Origin of the sequence: Bacillus sp. FSL E2-0195 (assembly GCF_038003645.1) — a bacterium.
In the GTDB taxonomy this organism is placed as follows: domain Bacteria; phylum Bacillota; class Bacilli; order Bacillales; family Bacillaceae_G; genus Bacillus_A; species Bacillus_A mycoides.
Window position 1 is genome coordinate 489,601 of the sequence record NZ_JBBOPN010000001.1, and the last position, 20,515, is coordinate 510,115.

The following is a 20,515-nucleotide window of genomic DNA, read 5'->3' on the forward strand; positions in this document are numbered from 1 at the left end:
CTCGTGTCCTAAAGTCACTATCTATCGTTTCCAAAGACATGGGGTGATATACATATATGTCAAACTAGTAATGATTGATTATTATTTCTGAATTTTTAGATTACGCTTCTTTTAATTGGTGTGCTTCTTGGAATGTTGTATCTCGCATTGTTGCAAGTGTATACTGATCTTTTGGAATTTCATATAAATTATATACTTCTTCATGCGCGTTAATTTCATCATAAACGGCTTTTCTTGTTTCGTTTGCTAGATTTACATATTGTAGTTTTTCGGCAGCTTTAATAGACCGAATATTTATTTTACGAATACGCATAAAAATCGTTTCAATATCTAATTCATAGAAAAGTTCGCTAAAAAATGAATCTTTCGCCAATTTATTATATCCTTTACCATGATATGGTTTGCCAAGCCAAGTTCCGAGGAATCCAGCTTTTTCTTGCACATCAAATAAAGTAATTGTGCCGATGGGGTTACCCCATTCATCTAAAATTGTGCGTGAGATTAATTCTCCACGCTCTTCGGCTTCGATTGTTTGTTTCGTTAAAAATAAATATTCTTCATAAGAATAGGCCTTTTGACGCACAAAAGGGAAGACAGCAGGATCCACCATTAATTCGTATAGAACGTGGCTGTCGTGTAAGTCGCGTTTTTTCAACACACTAACTCCTCCTCACACGAGGGTAGCATGACGAAAAAGCACCCACCCTCGAAATTTTTATATCAATCTTTAAAAAATTTCGGGGTGGGAATCGAACCCACTAGAACCAGTTTCTAACGCTGGTGGCGCACCATTTGCCTTCCCCATTCATCAATTTGAAAATGATAATCACGACACAAATTGATTATGGTTTCATTCAGTTTATAATCGTATAATACTGTATCTAGTCAAAAAAATAAACTAGTTTTTTTTATTTTTTTTGTAAATTATTTTTCCGTCAATCATAGTGAGTACAGGCTTGGCTAAATAATGGAAAGGATGATGTGTCCATAACACGAGGTCAGCATCTTTTCCAACATCAATGCTTCCAATTCTATCCTCCAAACGTAAATTTCGAGCTGGGAAAATAGTGATTCCTTCCAACGCTGTTTTCTCATCTAATCCTTCTCTTACTGCAATGGCAGCGCAAACATTTAAATATTGAATTGGTGTATAAGGGTGGTCGGTTGTAATAGAAACTTCTACTCCATTTTTCGATAAAATATGATAAGTATCCCACGTTTTGTTTTTAAGTTCGATTTTCGAACGTCGCGTAAGAGTAGGTCCAACTGAAACTTTTAAATTGTGTTTCGAAAGCTCTTCAACAATAAAGTGTCCTTCTGTACAATGTTCAATACGTAAATCAAGATTGAATTCTGTCGCAAAGCGTAAAGCTGAAGTGATATCATCTGCGCGGTGAGCGTGGATACGTACCGGTATTTCTCGGCGGAGTGCTTTTAAAATAGGTAGCATTCGAAAATCAGCTTCATGCCCGTAGTGTTGTGCGTCATAGAATGATTCACGAAGTAACCCCATAATTCCCATACGTGTTATTGATTCTTTTGTACCGTTACTATGGAACTTTTTAGGGTTTTCTCCAAAGGCAATTTTTAAACCAGCAGGTTCCTGAATAATCATATGATCTATGCAAGTTCCAGCAGTTTTTATTACGCAAGTAGTACCGCCGATAATGTTTTGGCTTCCGGGCATCACGTGAACAGTCGTAACACCATTTTGTACAGCGTCTTGAAATGCAATATCAAAAGGATGAATCCCGTCTAAAGAACGGATATGTGGTGTTGAAACTTCGGATGTTTCATTTGCATCATTACCAGCCCAACCAGTACCTTCATCGTAGAGGCCAAGGTGAGTATGAACATCAATAAATCCAGGCAAGAGATGAAGAGCTCGTGCATCTATAACGGTCATATCCTGAGTAGTATCAATATGAGGTTTGACCGCGGCAATGCGTTCTCCTATAACGAGTACATCTCCTTGAAACTTTTGGGATGTAATAGGATATACAATGGCTTGTTTGAGCAATATTTTCATAGAGACCTCATTTCCGTCACCTTGTAATGTGTAGAATAGGTTTAGACAAAGTAACTGAAAGGTTTTTCGTGTAGTAATGCTCCGGTGTTTAAAAAGTAAGAAGTCTTGGAGGAGATAGACTACCCGTAAAACTGTATTTTAAAAGTACTACATTGTATGCAAGAGGATATTTTGTAATGCATGGTTAACTGTTGGAAATGTGTATTGATATCCATGTTTAATAGCTTTATTGGGTAATACATGTTGCCCTTCTAATACAAGTATACTCATCTCACCGAGTAAAGCGCGAAGTACAAATGAAGGAACAGGTAGCCAATGAGGTCGCCTAGTTATAGTGGCAATAATTTCACCGAACTCTTTCATCCGTATTGGCGTTGGCGCTGTAATATTAAAAGGTCCGTCAATTTCTTTTTTGTGAATGATGAAATCAATCATGCGAACGACATCGTCTATATGAATCCATGATAACCATTGGTTTCCAGATCCAAGTGTACCGCCGATATATAATTGATAGGGAAGTAGCATTTTTGGAAGAGCTCCTCCATCTGCGCCTAATACGACTCCAAATCTTGTGTAGACAGTTCTTATTCCAATGGAGCGGGCTTTAGATGCTTCTTGCTCCCACAAATATACTGTGTTTGCTAAAAAGTCATCTCCTGGAGTCTCTTGCTGTTCTGTAAAAGATTCGGTTTCAGATGTCCCATAGTATCCAATGGCACTTGCATTAATAAATGTGTGTGGCTTTGTTTCAAGTGTTTGTAATTGTTTAATGAGTCCTTTTGTTGTTTGAATTCTACTGTTTAAAATTGATTCTTTTTGTTTTTTTGTCCATCTACTATTAATAGATTCTCCGGCTAGATTAATAACTACATCGATAGAGGAGAGAGGGAAGGTCTGTAAATCCGGTGTCCACTGTACGTATTGAAGGTTAGTGTGTGAAGTTTCAGCAATTTTTTTTCGAGTAAGAATGTAAACAGTAAATCCCTTTTGAATAAAAAAACTAGAAAGGGATTTGCCTATAAAGCCAGAGCCACCAGAAATTGCGATTTTCACAATCATTTCCTCCTCATTATATATATTCTTGAAAAGAAAAAACGTTCCTTGACTATGTTAAAATAATAGAGAGGTGAGAGTATGACTGTCATTACAAAAATAGAAGTGCAAAAACGATCGAAAGAACGATTTAATATTTATATTGATAAAGGTCAAGGCGAAGAGTACGGGTTTAGTGTGAATCAATCAATCTTAATGAAACATGGGTTACAAAAAGGCTTAGAAATTGATGAAGTAGCGTTAGGGAATATTTTGTACAATGAAGAGGTACAAAAAGCATATTTACAAGCGATTTCCTATTTATCCTATCAAATGAGAACAAAACAAGAAATAGAAGATTTCTTACGAAAAAAAGAAGTGGGACAGGCCATCATCTCTGAAGTCGTTTCGAAATTATTACATGATCGATATATTAATGATAAAGAGTACGCTATTTCATACGTGCGAACGCAAAGTAATGTGAATCAAAAAGGTCCAACTGTTATTAGGAGAGGGCTATTAAGTAAAGGTGTTCAGGATTTAATCATTACACATAGTTTACAAGAGTATCCAAAGGAGAAGCAAATGGAGAATGCTTTGTTTCTTATAGAAAAGAAGAAAAAATCTTATCAAAAGCATTCATTTTTACAAATGAAGCTAAAGTTAGATGAAATGCTTGTTCGTAAAGGATATTCTAGAGATGTGATTCAAATTTGCTTGGAAGAATTGAAAGACGAAAAAGATGACGAACAGCAAGAAGAAGCGTTACACTATCATGGGAATAAATATTATGAGAAATATAAGAAGTATGATGGTTGGACATTCGAAAATAAGGTGAAGCAAGCGTTATATCGAAAAGGATTCTCTATTGATGAGATAGATATATTTTTACAAATGAAACGTGAAGAGGGATGAGGAAATAAGATGGGTACGCCAAAACGCTATAGTGAAATGACACCACATGAGCTAAGGGAAGAAATTGGGGTTTTGAAGGAGCAAGCAGTAAAGGCTGAGCAACTTGGAATTGTAAATGAATTCGATGTATTAATGAGAAAAATGGCTATGGCTCGTGCTTATATGATAGATATAAATAAATTCCATATTGGTGAGACATATGAATTAGTAGAAGAACCTGGTGTGGTATTTAAAATTACGTATTTCAATGGGGTATTTGCTTGGGGATATAAGCAACATGATAATGAAGAGATTGGAATACCAATTTCCTTGCTACAAGAAAAATAAAAACCAGAGAGCGAATCTCTCTGGTTTTCATCTTTGGTAGGCGTTAAAGGAGATAGGAGATTCTAAAATTGGCGTTTTTTACATTCGTTTGCCAGTATAATGAGAGACTGGGTTTGTTGCGTCTGTCCGTTAACTTGCGCCTTCGCATGTTTTGGACGAGTCCACGTATGGTTAAATAATTCAGAACGACGATCTAAATGGTCACGGTAGCTCATCTTTATCACCTCGTGTAGGAATTTAATTTGTACTACTCTTCCTGCTGATTTGCAGCACGCATACGCTCTTGTGGGTGCGTATTAATTGTGCCGTTAGGTCGTTTCGAAGCGAAGCGTGATTTCGCTTTCGGTTGACTGTCGATTTTGCTGTTGTTTTTTGACTCAGACCAAAATTCGGCTTGTCTACCCATTAAGAACGCCCCCTCATTATCAGTTGATACCTCTTTAAGAAGTATCACTTATAGAATGTGCAAAATAGAAGAAACTATCCTTTAGAAATTAAGGGAATAAATAGGTAAAAGGAGAATAGAACATGAATGATATTTATGAAACATTAACGAAAGAATTATTAGATAAAAATGACAACCTTTCTTACGCACAAGCTCGTGCATGGGTTGAATTACTGTGGGAAGACTTCCGAACAACTTATGCTAAATCAGGTCGTTACCAAGGTGAGGAAATGACTGAACAAGTGGTACGAACATGGGTTAATAATCATGGAGGGCGCCTTCATGAAATGCGTACAAATAATCCGAAGTATAGCCATTTAATCAATCAAGAAGATCATTTGAAACATTAAAAAAAGCGACGTAGGTCGCTTTTTTTAATGTGGAAGCAATTCCAGTTTCTTTCGAAGTTTCTCTTCGCTGAAAATCCATCCTGTATATGAACTAATAATATTTAAATTTTGATCGAGCTGAACGATTGCGACGAATGGATAATAATCTTTACTTCGATACCGCAAATCAATAAATCGAACTTCATAATAGTTATCATAATCGAAAATATCCCAGCGATATACAGGCGAGAAAGATAAGAAAGCAGATATATTTTCATCTCGCACAGCGGCTTGCATAATGGCGGTATTCGGGAACGGTACGCGATTAAATTTATCGTATACAAGGATGTTACCGCGGTGCCATCTTGCTACGTAGTAATGTTCAGTTGTAACGACGGCTAAATGATAATGATAAAATTTGTAAGAAGGAGAAATAATTACTTTCTCTACATTTTTGAAACGTTTGTATACTACACTTTTAATATTTCGATGCATCATAATGCGGCCGATATAGTAAACAAACATTAATATATACGCTGCTAAAGCAGTATAGCCTTTATGTGCTCCGACAAGCATACAGGCGATAGCAAGTATATGGATAAAGAAAATGACAGTATCAAACGTATTAATTATGCCGAGCGCTACCCATTTTTTTGTGAAGGGCCTTAATGCCTGTGTACCATAGGCATTGAAAATATCCACAAAGACATGAAGAAAGACGGCAATAAATGACCAAAGTAGTAGATGCAGATAGGGAGCGTCTGAAAAGAAGGCGAAAGAGATGCCACTTATAAGGAGTGACCAAAGGATCACTGCAGGGATGGAATGAGTAATCCCGCGATGATTTCTTATATATTTAGCGTTATTACGCAATTTTAAAACTGTATCGATGTCAGGAATATTGGAACCAGCAATTGTTGCAAGCATCACTGCTTGTGGCCCAATATCACTTTGTGCTATAGCTGGATCTAATGTTGCCAAACTGCCTAGAGTAACGCCCATAACAAGGTGAGTGGCTGTGTCCATAGAAATCCACCTCCGTTTTTTATTAATGTAACTCTTTTTATTCGATACCTCAAGTCCTTTGCCTTCTATTTCCTATGTCATCTTACTTAAATTTTTTCCTAAAATCTTTATAATAGTACGTATATGCAAAAAAATGAGGGGGATCAAGTTTGACACTTGAAATATTAAATGAGTTTAACATAGAACAGTTTCAAAATGATTTAATTGGTTGGTTTGAAAAAGAACAACGTGATTTACCGTGGCGAAAAAATAAAGATCCATACCGTGTTTGGGTTTCAGAAATTATGTTACAGCAAACAAGGGTAGAGGCTGTAAAACCATATTACGCAAATTTTATGGGGAAGTTTCCTACGCTTGAAGCGCTAGCAACTGCCGATGATGAAGAAGTATTAAAAGCATGGGAAGGCTTAGGTTATTATTCTAGAGCACGAAATTTACATGCTGCAGTAAAAGAGGTAAAAGAAGTATACGGCGGGACAGTACCGAGCGATGTAAAGAAAATTGAAAAATTAAAAGGAGTGGGACCATATACAAAAGGTGCCATTTTAAGTATTGCATATGGCATACCAGAGCCAGCGGTTGATGGAAATGTTATGCGCGTATTATCTCGTATTTTATCAGTGTGGGATGATATTGCAAAACCGAAAACGAGAAAAGTTTTTGAAGAGATTGTGCGTGAAATTATTTCTATAGAAAATCCATCTTATTTTAACCAAGGTTTGATGGAATTAGGGGCATTAATTTGTATACCGAAAAATCCATCTTGTTTACTTTGTCCTGTACGTGAACATTGCAGAGGGTATGCTGAAGGTGTTCAAAAAGAACTACCAGTGAAGAGTAAAGCGAAAGCACCTACAATGGTACCGCTCGTTGCGGGAGTACTTCAAACTGAAGATGGCCGTTACGTAATTAATAAACGCCCAAGTACGGGATTACTGGCTAATATGTGGGAGTTCCCGAATATTGAACTAAGTGAAGGTATTCGTAATCAAAAACAACAGCTTACGGATTATATGAAGGAGAGCTTTGATCTCTCTGTTTCTATTGATGAATACGCGATGAATGTACAACATACTTTTACACATCGTACTTGGGATATCTTCATATTTTACGGAAAAGTAACAGGTAATATTGTCGAAACGGATACATTAAAGTTTGTATCGAAAGAAGCGTTTGAACAGTTACCTTTCTCGAAATCACATCGTACAATTTACGAAAAGTGTGTTGAGAAAATTACAATGCAGTAAAGTGAAACTTTAATCAGTGGGGGGTTTCTTCATCCCCCACTGATTATTAGCCCTCACCAATCGGGCTTTTATGGGCAGCCCGACCCCAACCTAACTTCTTTGCTTTCGCTGCATTTTGAGGTGGGGTCTTACTGCCCGGCAAATAGCGGGATAAATAATAAAAACGTGTTCCAGAACTTTGGAACACGTTTTTTTATATTGAAAATAAATTTGTATTTTGAGGTTGAAAATCCACGCGTTTATAATCCGCCCCGTGACTCGATTTCTTTCACAACTTCTTTATAAATCGTTTGTCCCTCTACATTTAGATAAGGCATAATTTGCTGAAATGAATGATGAAAATAAGCTAATTCATCCTCTTTCCATTCATTTTTGGAAATCATAGTTAGCTCAGTCATATCACGTCCAGTATACATATTCCCACCTCCATCATATGTAGTTTGAATGAGTGATAAGAGATATATACGTGAATTTTTAAAAAGAAAATTAGGGATAACTTCTAAGTGAATTGGTTACATTATTGATTGTGGAGGTGAGAAAGATGAGTAAAAAACAACAAGGTTATAATAAGGCAACTTCTGGTGCTAGCATTCAAAGTACAAATGCTAGCTATGGTACAGAGTTTGCAACTGAAACGAATGTACAAGCAGTAAAACAAGCGAACGCACAATCAGAGGCACAGAAAGCACAAGCTTCTGCTGCTCAAAGTGCAAATGCTAGTTATGGTACAGAGTTTGCAACTGAAACAGATGTGCATGCAGTGAAAAAACAAAATGCACAATCAGCTGCAAAACAATCACAATCTTCTAGTTCAAACGAGTAATGAAAGAAAAACACTTCTCCAATTCGAGAGAAGTGTTTTCTTTGTGTGCGTGTCACTGTAATGAAAATAAAGGGAACGACATAACTTCTAATAAGTCAACAAATATAGTCAAAGGAGAAAGAAGTTCACGATTAGAAAATATGTAATAGGAATTATAACTGGCGAATGAATCAAAAAGGGGGTAAGTGATGAACGATTTTGATAAGTTGGTAGGAGAGCAGTTGGAAACGATGGATGAGCTTTTAAAGTTACAATCACATTTAGAGAAGTATCAGCAAATTGAAATGAGTGGAAGGGATACGTGCGATAAAAAAGAATTGCATTTTATCCGTCAAGAAATATATAGAACAGAAATAGCATTAAAACTTTTGCATGAAAAATTTGAACAGCAAACGAATAATGTGATTCAATCTTTTGAAACCGAAAAAATAATTTCAAATTAAGGGTGAGATATGTTGTTGATTTTAGGTGAAAAGTCCTTTCTTAAACAGAGGTGAGGGGGCTTTTCTTTTTGTTATATCTTCGTTTAATCTTCTAAAATACGTATTGCTAATTCATAGGAAATGTTCCTTCGTTAAAAGGGTTAGTGATGTGGTATTCAATAATACAAACTTCATTATATTCCTCATGAAAACAAGTGTCCTATCGCTTTAGTTTTAAAATTTTGACAAAAAAGTTATAATAGAAAAAAAGTGAATGCAGTTCAAGGGGTAGTTAAGACAACTTAAGAAAAGCATTTGCGGTTGAAAGAAGGGAGCATATATGGGATTTCCCAAAGAAGGAGAAAAGGTACAAATACATAGTTATAAACATAATGGCTCCATTCATAGAATGTGGGAAGAGACAACAATTTTAAAAGGAACGCAGAGCCTTGTGATCGGAGCAAATGATCGTACAGTAGTTACGGAATCAGATGGTCGAACATGGGTTACTCGCGAACCTGCGATTTGTTACTTCCATGCTAATTATTGGTTTAATGTAATTGGAATGCTGAGAGAAGAAGGAGTATATTATTATTGTAATTTAAGTTCTCCTTTTGCATATGACTCTGAAGCATTAAAGTATATTGATTACGACTTAGACATTAAAGTGTATCCAGATATGACATATACACTTTTGGATGAAGATGAGTATGAAAAGCATAGTCAAATCATGCAGTATCCACCTGTTATTGATACAATTTTAAAACGAAATGTAGCACATTTAACACAGTGGATTCATCAAAGAAAAGGTCCATTCGCACCGGATTTCGTAGATATGTGGTACGAAAGATATTTAATGTACAGAAATTAAAACAAACCTGCAGGGAATTTCCCGGCAGGTTTGTCCTATTAGAGGGGGGATTATGTGCAAGGTATAAAAAGATATTTACAATTTGTTAAACCATATCGATGGCTTATTGCTATTACAATTATTATTGGTCTTGTGAAGTTCGGTATCCCGCTTATTATGCCATGGTTATTAAAGTATATTATTGATGATGTTATTCAAGGCACGGGATCGCTTCAAGAAAAAACGTCTCAATTAATAACCGCAATTGGGATTGCTTTTTTTATTTTTGCAGTAGTAAGACCGCCGATAGAATATTATCGTCAATATTTCGCGCAGCGCATTGCCAATACAATACTATACGATTTACGAAAATACATTTTTGGGCACTTGCAAAAATTGAGCTTACGTTATTATTCGAACACAAAAACAGGGGAGCTTATTTCACGTGTAATCCATGATGTAGAACAAACGAAGGACTTTGTAATTACTGGTCTTATGAATGTCTGGTTAGATACTGCAACAATTGTTATTGCCATTATCGTTATGTTTTCTATGAATATAAAATTAACCTTTGTTGCTTTATTAATCTTACCTATTTATGTAGTTGCAGTGAAATATTTTTTCGGGCGCCTTCGAAAATTGACGAAAGAGCGCTCGCAAGCGTTAGCAACTATGCAAGGGTATTTACATGAACGTATTCAAGGGATGCAAGTGACACGTAGTTTTGCATTAGAAGAGTATGAAAGAGGACAGTTTGAAAAGAGAAACAATGAATTTTTAACGAAAGCACTAACTCATACGAGTTGGACGGCGAGAACGTTTTCGGTAGTGAATACGTTAACGGATTTAGGGCCGTTACTTGTTATTGGTTTTGCGGCATATGAGGTAATTCAAGGGTCGTTAACACTGGGTACGATGGTTGCTTTTGTTGGATATATGGATAGTTTATATAGTCCGCTTCGTCGCCTTGTTAATTCATCTACAACATTAACACAGTCTTTCGCTTCGATGGATCGAGTGTTTGAATTGTTGGATGAAAAATACGATATTGTTAATGTGCCAAATGCGGTGCAAGCGAAAAGGCTAGATGGGGAAGTTATATTTGATAATGTTTCTTTTCGTTATAATGCGGATGAAAAAGAAATATTGCATAATCTGTCATTAACTATGCGCCCGGGAGAGAAGGTTGCGCTTGTAGGGGCAAGTGGAGGAGGAAAGTCATCTCTTGCTAGTTTAATTCCGCGTTTTTACGATGTTTCTGAAGGTGCAGTTTATATAGACGGGATAGATGTAAGAAAGTATAATATGAGAAATTTACGTAGTCATATTGGAATTGTGCTACAAGATAATTTATTATTTAGCGATACAATCGGGGCTAATATTTTATATGGCAATCCGAAAGCTACAGAGGCGGAAGTGATTTCAGCTGCCAAAGCTGCACAAATTCATAATTTTATTACAGAGTTGCCAGAGGGCTATGATACTGTCGTTGGGGAACGTGGTGTGAAATTATCTGGTGGACAAAGACAGCGTGTAGCAATCGCACGGGTTTTTCTAAAGAATCCGTCTTTACTTATATTAGATGAAGCAACTTCCGCTTTAGATTTAGAAAATGAACGATATATTCAAGAGGCACTGCAAACGTTAGCTGCAGATCGGACAACAATTATTATTGCACATCGATTAGCGACGATTACGCATGTTGATACAATTATTTATGTTGAAGATGGTGAAATAAAAGAAAAGGGTTCTCATGAAGAGTTAATGAAAAAGAGGGGGTTTTATTACAATCTATATCAACTTCAGCATATAACAGAAACAGCTCCTTTAGCGTAAAAGGAGCTGTTTTTTTATTCGTCTTCTTTTTTATCTTCGATTTGGAGTTCGCTTTCTGGTTTATGGTATGTGTAGAAGCTATCCACAAGTAAATCTAAATGCTCTACTTCCTCACTGTAGTTAATAATTGAAGAAATAAGAGGGAAGAGGTGTAACCATATTTTATATGCTTCCTCATCGTCTTTATTTTGATAATCCATAAAGATATCAATCAATTCTTGTTTACCGGTTTCAACTTCATCAAGCATCTCAACGGATTGTTGTTTCTTTGCTTTACCAATAAATTTTAATAACACTTGTTCGTGATAATGCGTTAATGAATCAAGTTCGTTTTGAATAGATTCCTGAAACTCTTCTGGCATATAGCGCAGTTCATTTTCGGTGCGATGTAATGATTTTAACGTGCTTAAAGCGCGGCTTGTTGTCGCTAACATTTGTCTGAATAAAACGAGCTTACGAATTTTCGCGAATTGTATTTTTTTCGTATAGCTTCTTTCTTCTTTATACAGCAAATAGTAATGATTTAGTTTAATCATTTTTTCTTTCATGCGATCAATATCGGTTTTTAGCGTTGTAAAATCAGAAGCTTGCCTACTGTTCATACGAATCCATTTAACAATTTCCTCTGTATTATCAACGATGCGATGGTAAAGTTTTGTTTCATATTTTGGCGGCATAAATACTAAATTTACAAGCGAAGCCGCAATAATTCCAATCATAATCGTCGCGAATCGAAGTAAGGCAAAATTAAAGAAATCTTCGCCTTGATACTCCATAATGGCGATAACTGTTACTAAAGCGAGTGATATTGTTTTTTCTAAGCGTAATTGTAAAGTAAGAGCAATTACTAATATACACGTTAATCCAATAATAAAAGGATTATGTCCAAAAGCAGTAGCAAATACGATAGCGAATACAGCACCAATTACGTTTGCTTGAATTTGCTCAAGAGCAGTTAAATACGAGCGGTATACAGACGGTTGAACAGCAAAGATAGCTGAGATTCCCGCAAATACAGGACTCGGTAATTGAAGTAAAATACAAGCAAATAAAGCTAATGTAATGGCAATACCCGTTTTTAAAATGCGAGCACCAAGTTTCATACCCTTATTGATATCCTTTCTCTTGTCATAATGAATGTACAACATGATACTATACATTCATTACAATATGTTAGCAAGTGATATTTTAGTGACGTTAAAAAGTTTAATAAATAAATTACAATCAATTTATAATTTCTCCAAATTCTCTTTAAACATCTATTCTTTAATAAAAAAACCTGCTGAATTTCAGCAGGTTTCAAATTGTTATTCTAGATTACTATGCGATGTTCGCTTCGTCAATTTTTTTATGAAAATAAATATTGTACATGTCATTCAGTTGAAATAGATGGATCCGCCTGTTCTTTTTTCGGGATAATTTCATAGAAGTGAAGCTGGATATCATCTAATAATGGCGTTAACAAAGCGACTTCTTCATATTGTTCGTGCTCATTTAATACACGAATGTAGTCTAATAATAATTCATTCACATCTTGCAAACCATTTTTACTAATTGGCTGCAATGTTACATTTGCACCTTTAGCAATTCTTCTTTTTAAAGCGTGTTCTGTTAAACCTAAGTTTGGCTCATGATGTAAATAAACAACACCACCAGTCATGCCGGCACAAATCCATGGACCAGGATCTCCTAAAACAAGAGCGCGACCATTTGTCATATATTCAAAAGCAAATCCTTTTATATTAGAATATACTCCGATATTTCCTTGTTCTTTTTCGCGGAGTGGTTTTGTAATTCTGCCTCCAATTATCATATCTGCTCCAGAAAGGCGAATGCCAGCACGAGCATCAGCGTTACCTTGCACGTATAATGCACCTTTTTGAGCGCCGTATCCAAATCCTTTTCCGACAGATCCGTTATAATATGTTCCATTTTTACCTTTTGCTTTCGTTATATAAATGCCACCGCCAAATGAAGTTTTACCGATACCATCTTGCGCACCGCCATTTACGTGTATAAATAAGTTTTCGCTATTGTAAGCACCTAATCCATTTCCAGGAACAGAGCCATTTGTATACTTTAATGTAAGTGGTTCAAGCTTTGTATCTTCATATAATTTACTGCGAACGCGATAACAAGATTCTAAACCGCCCATAACTCGTTGTTCTACGCCAACTCCTACTAATTCTTTTGAGTGAGGAGAATGCACTGTTTCAAATTGTTTTTCTTTTACAGATACTGTTGTTGTAACAGTTGGATTTTCTATTGTTTGCAGTAAATTACATAACTCTAACAAATCTTGACCTCGAACTTGTTCTAATAAATTGGAACGCCCGACAATTTCTTGTAAATTTGTATAACCGAGTTGCCCTGTTAACCGTTTCAATTCTACACCGAAAGTGGTGAATAGGCTTAATAGCCCTGTAACTGCGCTTTCTAATTCACGTGGAACGAAACGGCGCAGTCCATGTTCTTTCGCTTGAGCTTCAGATTCAATTTGTGTTGCAATTCCGACGTGGCACGTATCAAGATGACAACCACGGCAAGTTGTACAGCCGATTGCAATCATTGATAATGTGCCAAATCCGATCCGGTTTGCTCCGAGGAGCATGATTTTTAAGGCGTCATTTACACTTCGAATACCGCCATCTGCCCAAATCTCTACTTTATGTCTCATATTTGCTTCTAGTAACGCATTGTGAGCAGCTTTAACACCAATCTCTACAGGAAGACCAACATGTTGCAATGCGTGAATACGCGCAGCACCTGTTCCGCCATCAAATCCACTAATGTTAATAAAGTCAGCGCCAGCTTTTGCGATACCGACAGCAATTGTTCCGATGTTAGGAACGACAGGAACTTTTACAGCTACTTTTGCAAGATGATTAGCCGTTTTAATTTCTGTAATCATTTGAGCCAAGTCTTCAATTGAATAAATATCATGGTTGTTAGAAGGTGAAATTAAATCCGAACCAATTGTAGCATTACGTGCTTCCGCAATTTTGGCAGTCACTTTTGAACCAGGCAAATGTCCACCTTCACCAGGCTTTGCTCCTTGACCTATTTTAATTTCAATTAAATTTGATGAATTTAGTAGTTCAGCGTTTACTCCAAATCGGCCAGATGCAACTTGTTGTCCGCGTGTATGTGGGTACTTACCAATCATATCTTTAATTTCGCCGCCTTCACCGTTCAAACTAATCATATTTAGCTGATCGGCAGCTTCTGCATACGCGCGAAAGGCAATTTCATTTTGAGAACCAAATGACATGGAACTAATAATAAATGGTAAATCATGATTGTGAATGCCGATGGACACTTCTTCAGTCGGAACTACATGCTGTGCTTGTTTTGTTTGAACAAGGTGCCTGATTGTGATGGGAGTGTTTTCTTCTAATTCACTTAACTTGTCGCGGTAATCATCATAAGAGTTTCCTTTTGCAACATCACCAATTGCTTTCCAAATCCGCGGGAATATATGAAATGATTTTCGCATTCTAATTTTAGGGTTGTTATAATCATCTGCCCGCGATTTTGCATCTTTAGCAAGCGATTCAAGTGAAAAAGCTAAATCATTTGAACCGAAGAAATTCGTAATTTGTAATATATTTGCGATTTCCTCATGTAATCCAATGGAGGAGAAGAGGCGACCGTAACCGCGTAATTCATGAATTCCAATCGTTGAAATTACTTTCTCTAGTCCTTTATTAAGTGCGGTATACAAATTAGTAATTGGTACTTTTGTTTCATCATTTACCGTTGCGAACAATAAATATGGATTAATACCATCTGCCCCTAATCCGTATAGCGTGACGATATCGTGTAAGGAGCGAAGGGCACCGGAACGTATAACGAGAGAGCATTTCCGGCGTAATTTATTTTCAGTTAATGCTTGATGTACTTTAGCAGTAACTAAATGTGGGTCAATCCATAACAGTTCATTTTGATGAGATTTAGCGTCATCTAATAATAGTAGGGAAGCACCATTTTTAACGGCTGCTATCGCTTCGGAACTAATTCGATTTAATGCGATTTGTAGAGTTTCTGATGGACTAAATGTAACAGAAATTGTAGAGACAGAGCTATGAGTAATGAATAGCTGTATAAGTTGTTCGTACGTAATCGTGTGTAAGTCTGCCGCGATAGATTGAGCTAAATTCCCTTCTAAAATAATGGGTGAAAGCATCTCGATTACAAATGGTTGTTTAGAGTTATCTAATAAACCCGGACGCTCTCCGAGTACAGTACGTGTGGAGAAGTGTTCAACTTCGCGATCGCGATCGATTGCTGGATTTGTAACAACGGCTACACTTTCCTTAATGAAATCAGCAATATTTCGTCTATCTGTATCAAGTGCGGCAAGTGGTGAGTCATGCCCAAGTGACCGAATTGGTTCGACGCCTTTTGTCGCCATTTGTTCAAGGAGCTGAATATGTTCTCGATCCCAGCCGAAAGCGACGTATTGATTCGTTTCAACTTGAACCGAATCACATAATCCCTCAGTTTCTTTCGTTTCAGGGATAGATAAGTTTACATGATAATTGGTAACATCGATTCGTTTCTTAAAACGGTTATATACTTCAATTTGATAATTGTCGTATTCATAGAGAACCAGCTCATCTTGTTGATTCCATTTTAAGCCAACTTTTTCTCCAGGAGCGAGTGGTTTCGGCTCTGCTACATATTCAGTTGGTGATACAACGCCAGGTTCAGAAGAGAAAATATAGGAGCTCTCTGTCTCTACTTTCCAAACTGGGCGTAATCCAAGGGAATCGACACTGAAAACAGCTTCATCTTTATAACGTGAAATAATACCAGCTGGACCTTGTGCGAAATGCCCCCAAGCCTCACGTATATAAGTGTATAAGTTTTGTAAGTTTGTTTCGTAAAGTTTTATTTCATTAATAATTGGTGGAAATAATATATCCATTGCTTCAAATAAACTGTAGTTATACTGAACGAGAAGGGTTTCTAAGGTGCGGTTTAAATCTTGGGAATCACTGCCCCCGGCAGTAAGTGGTACATTAATCATTTCAGCTTGATCGCGTAATTTGGCAATTGTATTAATTTCACCATTATGTCCGAGAATGCTAAATGGTTGTACACGAAAAAAATTAGATAATGTATTAGTAGAATAGCGATTATGTCCTAGTGTCATAGTTGAAGCGATAAGTGGGTGTTGTAAATCGTTGTAATAAGCAACGAGTGTATCTCCAGCACCTAGAACTTTATATACAACATGATCACGACTTAATGAGGCAACATGAATTGCTTCATTTTCTTCGATTTTTATTGTTACAGAAAATAATGTTTGTTCAATATTTTTAACTTCACTTTCGGCGATAAGGGCAATTTGCCAAAATAAAGGTTCTTCTTGTTTACCAAGCGGACCGAGTGCATCTGAGTTTATTACATCATCATTTTCGAGAACAATTGTAAAGCTTTCATTGTTTAGTTGCGTACGAATGTAATCTTTTAACTCAGCAATGTTTTCTTTTTTGTTTAGAAAAAAATGTCCAACGATAAAGTGGGGATGATCCACAATCGTTGGATTATATCCGCTACTTTTCAGTTTTTCATTCCAAAGTGCTTTTGGCATGTCGATATGAATTCCGATACCATCTCCTTCGCCATTAATGAAACCAGCTCTATGATTCATTTTGACTAGCGATTGTATACAAAGATCGATGTTTTCTTTTGTAGGAATTCTTCTTTTTTCCATAACGGAAACGATTCCACACGCATCATGTTCTGCATTTCTATAATCTCGAAATAAAGACGGTGTCCATTTATTTTTTTTATTGAGCATCCGTCAATCCCCCCTCTTTTAAAAGATTGAATAATCTTACTATTTAAGGTGTAAATCACCTTGTACACAGAGATAATAACGATCTAAAAGAATATAAAACAGATAATTATGAATAATTATACTATTAATGTGGGATTTATGAAATAGAAAAAAGGAAAAAAGAAAGGTAAGCTTTCTTTTTTCCTTGTAATGACAGTATTATTTATTGTCTGCTAAAGCAGCAAATGCTCTTCCAACAGCTTCAATTGTATATTCGATATCTTCTTTTGTATGTTCTGTCGTTAAGAACCATGCTTCATATTTAGATGGTGCTAAATTAATACCTTCTTGAAGCATAAGTTTGAAGAATCTACCGAACATTTCACCATCTGTATTTTTGGCTGCATCGTAATCTTCAATTGTATTTGTCGTGAAGTATACAGTTAATGCACCCTTTAGGCGGTTTACTGTAATATCGATGTTATGTTTTGTAGCTTGCTCTAAAATTCCTTTTTCAAGCATTGCGCCAAGTTCATCTAATTTCTCGTATACGCCTTTTTGTTGAAGTACTTCTAAGCAAGCGATACCTGATGCCATAGAAGCAGGGTTTCCTGCCATTGTACCTGCTTGGTATGCAGGTCCTAGCGGGGCAACTTGTTCCATAATTTCTTTCTTACCACCGTAAGCGCCAATTGGAAGTCCGCCGCCAATAACTTTACCAAGTGCAGTTAAGTCTGGTGTTACACCAAGTAAGTCTTGAGCACCACCGTACATAAAGCGGAAAGCAGTAATAACTTCATCATAAATTACTAATGCGCCAGCTTCGTGAACAAGTTCGTTTACTTTTTCAAGGAATCCTGGTTTAGGCTCTACAATACCGAAATTTCCAACGATTGGCTCTACAAGGATAGCTGCTACTTCATGTCCCCATTTATCTAACGCTTCTTTTAAGGTTTCTACATTATTAAAGGGAACGGTAATAACTTCTTGTGCAATACTTTGTGGCACACCAGCTGAATCAGGAGTTCCAAGAGTAGAAGGACCAGAACCAGCTGCTACAAGTACTAAATCGGAATGACCGTGGTAACAACCAGCGAATTTCATAATTTTTGTGCGGCCAGTGTAAGCACGAGCAACACGAATGGTTGTCATAACGGATTCTGTACCAGAGTTCACGAAGCGGACTTTATCTAAAGCGGGCATTGCTTCTTTTAACATTTTTGCGAATTTTACTTCTAGTGCTGTTGGCGTTCCGTATAGTACACCATTTTCAGCAGCTGTTGTAATTGCTTTTGTTATATGCGGGTGAGCATGTCCAGTAATAATAGGACCGTATGCTGCTAAATAATCGATATATTTATTTCCATCTACATCCCAGAAATAAGCACCTTTTCCGCGTTCCATTGCAACAGGAGAACCGCCTCCAACTGCTTTAAAAGAACGGGAAGGACTATTAACACCACCAACGATATGTTCTAAAGCTTCTTTATGTAACGCTTCTGATTTTGTGAAATTCACTACAATTCATCTCCTTACAAAAATCTATGTATTATTCTAACATGTTTTTTGAAAAGACGTATTGTTTGTGATAGAAGGAGCAGTTGGGTAAACTATTCGTTGTGACATTTAGGAAGGGGGTCCGATTATGAAATCGGTAATTGAGGTACAAGGGTTACGTAAAGAGTTTACAGCTTATTCAAGTCGTCCGGGATTAAAGGGTGCATTTCGCGATTTATTAAATCGTAATTATAAAATAGTACCAGCAGTAAATGATGTTTCTTTTACTGTAAAGCAAGGTGAAATGGTTGGTTATATTGGTGAGAATGGTGCTGGTAAATCAACGACGATTAAAATGCTTACAGGGATTTTGACTCCGACATCAGGACAAATTACAGTGAATGGAATGAATCCACACAAACAGAGAGAAGAATTTGTAAGAACAATCGGCGTTGTGTTTGGTCAGCGTTCCCAGCTTTGGTGGGATATTGCTGTACAAGAATCATTTCGTTTATTGAAGAAAGTGTACGGTGTATCAGACGCTCAGTATAAGGAACATATGGAACATGTTATTGAAACGTTAGATATCGGTCCTTTGTTAGATAAACCGGTACGGAAATTATCTCTTGGTCAAAGAATGCGTTGTGAATTGGCAGCGGCGTTAATTCATAATCCGCCGTTATTATTTTTAGATGAGCCAACAATTGGACTAGATGTTCTTGTGAAATTGAAAATACGAGAATTCTTAAAAGAGATGAATGAACGTTATAAAACAACAATTTTATTAACGACACATGATATTACTGATATTGAAGCTTTATGTGAACGCGTCATCATGCTTGATGAAGGAAATATTATGTATGACGGATCTTTAGATAATCTTCGTACGCAGTGGGGAGTAGAGAAGGAAATACATTTTCAGTTTGTTGCCCCAGTTTCATACCAGGAGTTATCAATGGTTATGCCAGATAGCCATGTTGTTTGGTTAAAAGCGAAAGAAGAAAACGCATGGGTTGCAAAAATACCGAATGAAGAAGTTATCATTTCTATGTTGATTTCTAAAGTAGTACAAGCCTTTCAAATTAAAGATTTGAAAATTAACGAAGTGTCTACAGAGGAAATTATTCGTAACATTTATGAAGAAGGTATTATGCATGGGTAAGTATATTGAAATGATTCGGATTCGCTTTTTAATGATGCTTGCTTATCGTACAAATTATTACAGCGGGATTTTAATTTATACGATTAACATTGGTGCGTATTATTTTTTATGGCAAGCAATTTATAGCGGGAAAGAGAATATTGAAAGTTTATCTATTTCGCAAATGACTACGTATATTGCGATCGCATGGATGGCACGCGCTTTTTATTTCAATAATATAGATAGAGAAATTGCGATGGAAATTCAAGAAGGACGTGTGGCGGTAGAGCTAATTCGTCCATATAACTATTTAGGTATGAAAGTTATGCAAGGGCTTGGAGAAGGGATATTTCGTTTTGCTTTCTTTTCAATTCCGGGTATGGTTATTGTTACGTTATTATTTTCATTACAAATTACAACAAATTTTCAAACGTGGTTATATTTCTTCTTATCTTTAATATTTAGTTTTATCATTAATACACAAATAAATTTAATGACAGGAATGCTTACATTCTTCTTATTTAATAATAGTGGAATTATGTATGCGAAACGTGTTGTTATCGATTTATTTTCTGGTTTATTATTACCGATTAGTTTTTATCCGTTATGGGCCCAAAAAGCAATGGTGTTTTTACCGTTTCAAGCAATTAGTTATATTCCGAGTATGATTTTCTCTGAAGGTATACAAGGAAATAAGTTATATGAAGCTTTATTATTTCAAGTGATTTGGGCAATTATACTTATTATTCCAATTGTACTGATGTGGAAAACGGCGAGAAAACGTCTAATCGTACAAGGGGGATGACGA

General features: G+C 36.4%; 20 protein-coding genes. 10 read left to right on the top strand and 10 right to left on the bottom strand.

Going from position 1 to position 20,515, the window contains the following annotated elements:
* Positions 1–100 precede the first annotated feature (100 nt).
* The 3 genes from MHH59_RS02515 to MHH59_RS02525 all read right to left on the bottom strand — a co-directional run bounded on the left by MHH59_RS02515 (position 101) and on the right by MHH59_RS02525 (position 3,082).
* Positions 101–658 (bottom strand): GNAT family N-acetyltransferase, encoded by a 558-nt coding sequence (locus tag MHH59_RS02515; protein ID WP_002091129.1) that lies wholly within the window; start codon positions 656–658, stop codon positions 101–103.
* Positions 659–898: 240 nt separating this feature from the next.
* The gene (locus MHH59_RS02520) at positions 899–2,029 is read right to left on the bottom strand and encodes an amidohydrolase (protein WP_002010318.1); all 1,131 of its coding nucleotides are present in this window, start codon (positions 2,027–2,029) and stop codon (positions 899–901) included.
* 147 nt (positions 2,030–2,176) lie between these two features.
* Positions 2,177–3,082, bottom strand: a complete 906-nt coding sequence (locus tag MHH59_RS02525; RefSeq protein ID WP_002140287.1) for a TIGR01777 family oxidoreductase — start codon at positions 3,080–3,082, stop codon at positions 2,177–2,179.
* Positions 3,083–3,163: 81 nt separating this feature from the next.
* On the opposite strand from MHH59_RS02525, the gene recX reads away from it, so the two are divergent.
* Both recX and MHH59_RS02535 read left to right on the top strand, forming a co-directional pair.
* On the top strand, positions 3,164–3,976 hold the full coding sequence (gene recX / locus MHH59_RS02530) for a recombination regulator RecX (RefSeq protein WP_002125056.1): 813 nt from the start codon (positions 3,164–3,166) through the stop codon (positions 3,974–3,976).
* Between the two features lie 9 nt (positions 3,977–3,985).
* Positions 3,986–4,303 (top strand): YfhH family protein, encoded by a 318-nt coding sequence (locus tag MHH59_RS02535; protein ID WP_002010323.1) that lies wholly within the window; start codon positions 3,986–3,988, stop codon positions 4,301–4,303.
* A gap of 62 nt (positions 4,304–4,365) precedes the next feature.
* Here MHH59_RS02535 and MHH59_RS02540 read toward each other — a convergent pair whose 3' ends face one another.
* Positions 4,366–4,518: a YpzG family protein gene (locus MHH59_RS02540; protein WP_002010325.1), complete on the bottom strand. Its 153-nt coding sequence runs from the start codon at positions 4,516–4,518 to the stop codon at positions 4,366–4,368.
* A 32-nt stretch (positions 4,519–4,550) separates the two neighbouring features.
* Entirely contained in the window at positions 4,551–4,709 is a 159-nt protein-coding gene (locus tag MHH59_RS02545) for a small, acid-soluble spore protein K (protein ID WP_002125059.1), read from the bottom strand.
* A gap of 122 nt (positions 4,710–4,831) precedes the next feature.
* Here MHH59_RS02545 and MHH59_RS02550 point away from each other — a divergent pair, with 122 nt between their 5' ends.
* Positions 4,832–5,098 (top strand): YfhJ family protein, encoded by a 267-nt coding sequence (locus MHH59_RS02550; RefSeq protein WP_002010328.1) that lies wholly within the window; start codon positions 4,832–4,834, stop codon positions 5,096–5,098.
* Positions 5,099–5,122: 24 nt separating this feature from the next.
* On the opposite strand, the gene MHH59_RS02555 is transcribed toward MHH59_RS02550, so the two are convergent.
* Entirely contained in the window at positions 5,123–6,103 is a 981-nt protein-coding gene (locus MHH59_RS02555; RefSeq protein WP_002125060.1) for a metal-dependent hydrolase, read from the bottom strand.
* A gap of 149 nt (positions 6,104–6,252) precedes the next feature.
* Between MHH59_RS02555 and mutY the strand changes: the two genes are divergently transcribed.
* The gene (gene mutY / locus MHH59_RS02560) at positions 6,253–7,350 is read left to right on the top strand and encodes an A/G-specific adenine glycosylase (protein WP_002091125.1); all 1,098 of its coding nucleotides are present in this window, start codon (positions 6,253–6,255) and stop codon (positions 7,348–7,350) included.
* Between the two features lie 239 nt (positions 7,351–7,589).
* Here mutY and MHH59_RS02565 read toward each other — a convergent pair whose 3' ends face one another.
* The gene (locus tag MHH59_RS02565) at positions 7,590–7,766 is read right to left on the bottom strand and encodes a hypothetical protein (protein WP_002091123.1); all 177 of its coding nucleotides are present in this window, start codon (positions 7,764–7,766) and stop codon (positions 7,590–7,592) included.
* A gap of 125 nt (positions 7,767–7,891) precedes the next feature.
* Between MHH59_RS02565 and MHH59_RS02570 the strand changes: the two genes are divergently transcribed.
* The 4 genes from MHH59_RS02570 (at position 7,892) to MHH59_RS02585 (ending at position 11,281) form a co-directional block, all read left to right on the top strand.
* Entirely contained in the window at positions 7,892–8,173 is a 282-nt protein-coding gene (locus tag MHH59_RS02570) for a gamma-type small acid-soluble spore protein (RefSeq protein WP_002125062.1), read from the top strand.
* 188 nt (positions 8,174–8,361) lie between these two features.
* A complete protein-coding gene (locus MHH59_RS02575) occupies positions 8,362–8,616 on the top strand; it encodes a YgaB family protein (protein ID WP_002010338.1) in 255 nt (84 codons plus the stop codon).
* A 319-nt stretch (positions 8,617–8,935) separates the two neighbouring features.
* Positions 8,936–9,466, top strand: a complete 531-nt coding sequence (gene ntdP, locus MHH59_RS02580; protein ID WP_000506630.1) for a nucleoside tri-diphosphate phosphatase — start codon at positions 8,936–8,938, stop codon at positions 9,464–9,466.
* Between the two features lie 54 nt (positions 9,467–9,520).
* Entirely contained in the window at positions 9,521–11,281 is a 1,761-nt protein-coding gene (locus MHH59_RS02585; RefSeq protein WP_002169212.1) for an ABC transporter ATP-binding protein, read from the top strand.
* Positions 11,282–11,295: 14 nt separating this feature from the next.
* On the opposite strand, the gene MHH59_RS02590 is transcribed toward MHH59_RS02585, so the two are convergent.
* The 3 genes from MHH59_RS02590 to hemL form a co-directional block, all read right to left on the bottom strand.
* Positions 11,296–12,384: an aromatic acid exporter family protein gene (locus tag MHH59_RS02590; RefSeq protein ID WP_002063696.1), complete on the bottom strand. Its 1,089-nt coding sequence runs from the start codon at positions 12,382–12,384 to the stop codon at positions 11,296–11,298.
* A gap of 269 nt (positions 12,385–12,653) precedes the next feature.
* Positions 12,654–17,090, bottom strand: coding sequence for a glutamate synthase-related protein (locus MHH59_RS02595; protein WP_078178178.1), 4,437 nt, complete (start codon positions 17,088–17,090; stop codon positions 12,654–12,656).
* Between the two features lie 198 nt (positions 17,091–17,288).
* Positions 17,289–18,587 carry a glutamate-1-semialdehyde-2,1-aminomutase gene (gene hemL, locus MHH59_RS02600; RefSeq protein ID WP_002125067.1) on the bottom strand — a complete coding sequence of 433 codons (1,299 nt, stop codon included), beginning with the start codon at positions 18,585–18,587 and terminating at the stop codon, positions 17,289–17,291.
* Between the two features lie 127 nt (positions 18,588–18,714).
* Here hemL and MHH59_RS02605 point away from each other — a divergent pair, with 127 nt between their 5' ends.
* Entirely contained in the window at positions 18,715–19,728 is a 1,014-nt protein-coding gene (locus MHH59_RS02605; protein WP_002010347.1) for an ABC transporter ATP-binding protein, read from the top strand.
* On the top strand, positions 19,721–20,512 hold the full coding sequence (locus MHH59_RS02610; RefSeq protein WP_002140292.1) for an ABC transporter permease: 792 nt from the start codon (positions 19,721–19,723) through the stop codon (positions 20,510–20,512). Before MHH59_RS02605 ends, MHH59_RS02610 begins: the two co-directional genes overlap by 8 nt.
* The last annotated feature ends 3 nt before the right edge of the window (positions 20,513–20,515 follow it).

What these genes read in the sequence shown, in the direction of transcription:
- MHH59_RS02520 (WP_002010318.1), bottom strand. Translation starts at nt 2,029, where the DNA reads ATGAAAATATTGCTCAAACAAGCCATTGTATATCCTATTACATCCCAA.
- recX (WP_002125056.1), top strand. Translation starts at nt 3,164, where the DNA reads ATGACTGTCATTACAAAAATAGAAGTGCAAAAACGATCGAAAGAACGA.
- MHH59_RS02535 (WP_002010323.1), top strand. Translation starts at nt 3,986, where the DNA reads ATGGGTACGCCAAAACGCTATAGTGAAATGACACCACATGAGCTAAGG.
- MHH59_RS02540 (WP_002010325.1), bottom strand. Translation starts at nt 4,518, where the DNA reads ATGAGCTACCGTGACCATTTAGATCGTCGTTCTGAATTATTTAACCAT.
- MHH59_RS02545 (WP_002125059.1), bottom strand. Translation starts at nt 4,709, where the DNA reads ATGGGTAGACAAGCCGAATTTTGGTCTGAGTCAAAAAACAACAGCAAA.
- MHH59_RS02550 (WP_002010328.1), top strand. Translation starts at nt 4,832, where the DNA reads ATGAATGATATTTATGAAACATTAACGAAAGAATTATTAGATAAAAAT.
- MHH59_RS02555 (WP_002125060.1), bottom strand. Translation starts at nt 6,103, where the DNA reads ATGGACACAGCCACTCACCTTGTTATGGGCGTTACTCTAGGCAGTTTG.
- MHH59_RS02565 (WP_002091123.1), bottom strand. Translation starts at nt 7,766, where the DNA reads ATGTATACTGGACGTGATATGACTGAGCTAACTATGATTTCCAAAAAT.
- MHH59_RS02570 (WP_002125062.1), top strand. Translation starts at nt 7,892, where the DNA reads ATGAGTAAAAAACAACAAGGTTATAATAAGGCAACTTCTGGTGCTAGC.
- MHH59_RS02575 (WP_002010338.1), top strand. Translation starts at nt 8,362, where the DNA reads ATGAACGATTTTGATAAGTTGGTAGGAGAGCAGTTGGAAACGATGGAT.
- ntdP (WP_000506630.1), top strand. Translation starts at nt 8,936, where the DNA reads ATGGGATTTCCCAAAGAAGGAGAAAAGGTACAAATACATAGTTATAAA.
- MHH59_RS02590 (WP_002063696.1), bottom strand. Translation starts at nt 12,384, where the DNA reads ATGAAACTTGGTGCTCGCATTTTAAAAACGGGTATTGCCATTACATTA.
- MHH59_RS02595 (WP_078178178.1), bottom strand. Translation starts at nt 17,090, where the DNA reads ATGCTCAATAAAAAAAATAAATGGACACCGTCTTTATTTCGAGATTAT.
- MHH59_RS02605 (WP_002010347.1), top strand. Translation starts at nt 18,715, where the DNA reads ATGAAATCGGTAATTGAGGTACAAGGGTTACGTAAAGAGTTTACAGCT.
- MHH59_RS02610 (WP_002140292.1), top strand. Translation starts at nt 19,721, where the DNA reads ATGGGTAAGTATATTGAAATGATTCGGATTCGCTTTTTAATGATGCTT.